At 71.7% G+C, this 3607-nt stretch carries 4 protein-coding genes; 3 read left to right on the top strand and 1 reads right to left on the bottom strand.

The window, feature by feature from the left end; genetic code table 11:
- The first annotated feature begins 173 nt into the window (after positions 1 to 173).
- The 3 genes from QM626_RS05835 to QM626_RS05825 are packed head-to-tail and all read left to right on the top strand — an operon-like array spanning position 174 to position 3047.
- The gene (locus QM626_RS05835) at positions 174 to 947 is read left to right on the top strand and encodes an ABC transporter ATP-binding protein (protein ID WP_415074935.1); all 774 of its coding nucleotides are present in this window, start codon (positions 174 to 176) and stop codon (positions 945 to 947) included.
- Positions 944 to 1831 carry an ABC transporter permease gene (locus tag QM626_RS05830; RefSeq protein WP_415074933.1) on the top strand — a complete coding sequence of 296 codons (888 nt, stop codon included), beginning with the start codon at positions 944 to 946 and terminating at the stop codon, positions 1829 to 1831. The genes QM626_RS05835 and QM626_RS05830 overlap by 4 nt, the downstream gene beginning before the upstream one ends.
- Before the next feature lie 37 nt (positions 1832 to 1868).
- Entirely contained in the window at positions 1869 to 3047 is a 1179-nt protein-coding gene (locus tag QM626_RS05825; protein ID WP_415074931.1) for a hypothetical protein, read from the top strand.
- A 25-nt stretch (positions 3048 to 3072) separates the two neighbouring features.
- On the opposite strand, the gene QM626_RS05820 is transcribed toward QM626_RS05825, so the two are convergent.
- The coding region (locus QM626_RS05820; protein WP_415074929.1) for a cyclodeaminase/cyclohydrolase family protein at positions 3073 to 3607 on the bottom strand (535 nt) is incomplete at its 5' end.

Genomic DNA, 3607 nt, shown 5'->3' with positions numbered 1-3607 from the left:
GCGGGCGGGCTCGGTCGCCGAGGCCGTCGCCGAGCGCGCGCCGGACCGCGTCGTCGTCCGCGCCGGCCGCGTGGTCGCGACCCGGCGCACCGAGGTCAGCGTCGTGCCGACCCCGTCCTCGGCGGTGGCACTGTGACCGCCCGTCCCGCCCCGTCCCGTGAGGAGACCAGCCGATGAGCACCGTCCAGACCGCCCCGGTCGCCGCGCCCCGCGCGACCGGTCACACCCTCCGCTTCGACGCGGTCACCAAACGGTTCGACACCGGCACCGTCGCCCTCACCGACGTCTCGCTCGACATCGCGGCGGGCGAGTTCGTCTCGGTCGTCGGCCCGTCCGGATGCGGCAAGTCCACCCTGCTGCGGCTCGCGTCCGCGCTCGAGCCCGCCACGCAGGGACAGGTCGACAACCGCGCCGACGTCACCAGCTTCGTGTTCCAGGAGCCCACCCTGCTCGAGTGGCGCTCCGCGCAGCGCAACGTCGAGCTCGTCGGCGAGCTCGCGCACGTGCCCGCCGCCGAACGGCGCACGCGCGCCGCCGAGGCGCTCGCGCTGGTCGGCCTCGACGGCTTCGAGAAGCAGCATCCGCGCGCCCTCTCCGGCGGCATGCGGATGCGGGTCTCGATCGCCCGGGCGCTGGTCGCCGAGCCGCAGCTGGCCCTGTTCGACGAGCCGTTCGGGGCACTGGACGAGATCACGCGGCTGCGGATGCAGACCGAGCTGCAGCGCCTGTTCCAGCTCAAGGGCTTCGCCGCGATGTTCATCACCCACTCGGTGTCGGAGGCCGTCTACCTGTCGAGCCGCGTCGTCGTGATGAGCGGGAGACCCGGTCGCATCGTCGCGGACATCCCGGTGCCCTGGTCGTATCCGAGACCGCCCGAGCTGCGATACGAGCCGGAGTTCGGCGCCATCGCGGGACGCGTCTCGGCAGCGCTGGGAGAGCACTCGTGACCGTCGTGGAGCGGGACCTCGCCGCCGAGGCGAGCGTGTCCCTTCCCGCCGAGCCGGTCCCGCCGCGCCGCCCGGGAGAACGTGTCCGCGGCTACCGGCTCCGCGTCGCGTGGTCGCGCACCTGGCCCGTGCTCGCGGCGCTGGGCGGCATCCTCGCCGCCTGGTACATCGTCAGCTACTGGGTGCTGCCGGCGGGGCGGCAGTTCCTGCTGCCGCCGCCGCACGAGGTGTATCCGAGCGCGTTCTCGAACCCGAACCTGATCGGCCCGATGCTGTCCGCGCTCGGGCTCACCGCGCAGGTCGCCCTGCTCGGCATCGTCTTCGCGATCGTCATCGGCATCGGCTGGGCGACCGTCATGTCGCTGACACCGTGGGTGGAGCGCATCCTCTACCCCTACGCGGTCATCCTGCAGACCATCCCGATCCTCGCGCTGGTCCCCCTGATCGGCATCTGGTTCTCCTACGGCATCCCGTCGCGGATCATCGTCTGCGTGATCATCTCGGTGTTCCCGATGATCTCCAACACCCTGTTCGGGCTGCAGTCGGCGAGCCCGCAGGCCCACGACCTGTTCACCCTCAACAAGGCGACGCGGCTCCAGCGGCTCGCGAAGCTGCAGTTCCCCGCCGCGGTGCCGGCGATCTTCACCGGCCTGCGCAACGTCGCGGGGCTCTCGGTCATCGGCGCGATCGTCGGCGACTTCTACTTCCAGCAGGGTCCCGTCGGCATCGGCGGCCTGCTGCGCACCTACACCACGAGGCTCCAGATGGACGCGCTGTTCACGGCGATCACCCTCACGGCGGTCTTCGGGGTGCTGGTGTTCACGCTCTTCGCGGTGATCGACCGCGCGATCGTCGGCCGGTGGTACGGACGCGCCGCACAGTGACCTGCACCACCCATCCCCACACCACGAGGAGCACCGCATGACACACACCCGCACAGCGATCGTCTTCGCCTCCGCAGCCGTCGGGCTGCTGGCGCTCACCTCCTGCAGCTCCGGCGCCACCGAGACCTCCGATACGCAGGACTCGGGCCTGCCGGCGGCCGAGGCCGGCAGCGCCCTGGACCTCTCCGACGTCTGCCCGGCCACCGTCGTGCTGCAGCAGGACTGGGAGCCCGAGGCCGAGCACGGCGCCATGTACTCGCTCGTCGGCCCCGACTACACGATCGACGAGGAGGGCAACACCGTCACCGGCTCCCTCATCGCCCAGGGGGTCGACACCGGTGTGGACGTGCAGGTCCGCCCCGGCGGGCCGACCTACTCCTACCAGCCGGTGTCGACGCTCATGTACCTGGACGACTCGATCACCCTGGGCGCGGTCAACACGGACGAGGCGATCTCGTCCTACGCCGACCAGCCGACCGTCGCGGTCACCTCACAGCTCACCTACAGCCCGCAGATCCTGATGTGGGACCCGGCGACCTATCCGGACGCGACGACCATCGAGGACGTCATCGCGGACGGCGCGACCGTGCTCACCTCGGGCGACATCATCCCCGCGCTCCTGGAGGAGACCGTCGGGCTCGACGCCTCGAAGTCCGACACCTCCTACGACAGCACCTCGGCCCGCTTCGTCGCCGACCCGTCGCTGCTGCAGCAGGGGTTCGCCACCGCCGAGCCCTACATCTACGAGAACGAGATCTCGGAGTGGGACAAGCCGGTCGACTACCAGCTGCTCTCGGACATCGGCTACAACATCTACCCCGAGCCCCTCGCGGTGCGCGCCGACAAGCTCGAGGAGCTCACGCCCTGCCTGGAGAAGCTGGTGCCGATCATGCAGCAGGCGCAGATCGACTACCTCGACGACCCCACCGAGACCAACGAGCTGATCGTCGAGCTCGTCGAGGCGTACGACACCGGATGGGTGTACTCGGAGGGCGTCGCCGACTACTCGGCGCAGACGCAGGTCTCCGACGGCCTCGTCGTCGACGACCCCGCCTCGGGCGTGTTCGGCCAGTTCGACCCGGACCGGATGCAGGAGATCGTCGACACCTTCGTGCCGCTGCTGGAGGCGCAGGGAACCCTGCCGGAGGGGACCCAGATCGACCCGGAGGACCTCTACACGAACCAGTTCATCGACACCAGCATCTCGATCGGCTGAGATGGGGTCGGTCGAGCGGATGCGGTCAGAGCCGGGCGTCGGCCTGGTCCGCCAGCCGGTCCAGGCCGCGACAGGCCTCCCGCATCCGCTCGGCCGCCGCGGCGAGTCCCGCGAGCACCGCCTCGTCCGCTCCGGCCTCACGGGCGCTCGTCGTGTTGACGCGCACGGTCGTCCGGCACGAGCGCAGGGCGGCGGCCAGCGTCCGGGCCGCGACGGCGACGTCGGGCAGCAGACGCGGGTCGCCGTGCTCGACCAGCCACGGCAGCGCCGTCAGCAGCGGATCGGCCAGCCGGGCGATCTCGACGACCGAGGAGGCGGCTGCCACCGTCGCGCCGAGCAGCCGCTCCGCGCGTCGCGGATCGTCGCCGGCGAGCCGGAAGCACGCGACGAGCTCGGCCGAGAGGAGGGCGTCGGCATCCGCCGCCCGCAGCGCGTCGGCGCGTGCCGCCGCCGCGTCGGAGCCGATGCGGTCGCGCGCGACGCGATCCGGCGCGTAGCCCGCCGTCATCTGCACCAGGGCGGCACCGGCCGCCAGCACCACGGCCGCGGCGGCGCCGCCG

Origin of the sequence: Microbacterium sp. (assembly GCF_047606385.1) — a bacterium.
In the GTDB taxonomy this organism is placed as follows: Bacteria; Actinomycetota; Actinomycetes; order Actinomycetales; family Microbacteriaceae; genus Microbacterium.
The sequence above is the reverse complement of the archived record's forward strand: the minus strand, read 5'-3'. Positions and strand labels throughout refer to the sequence as shown.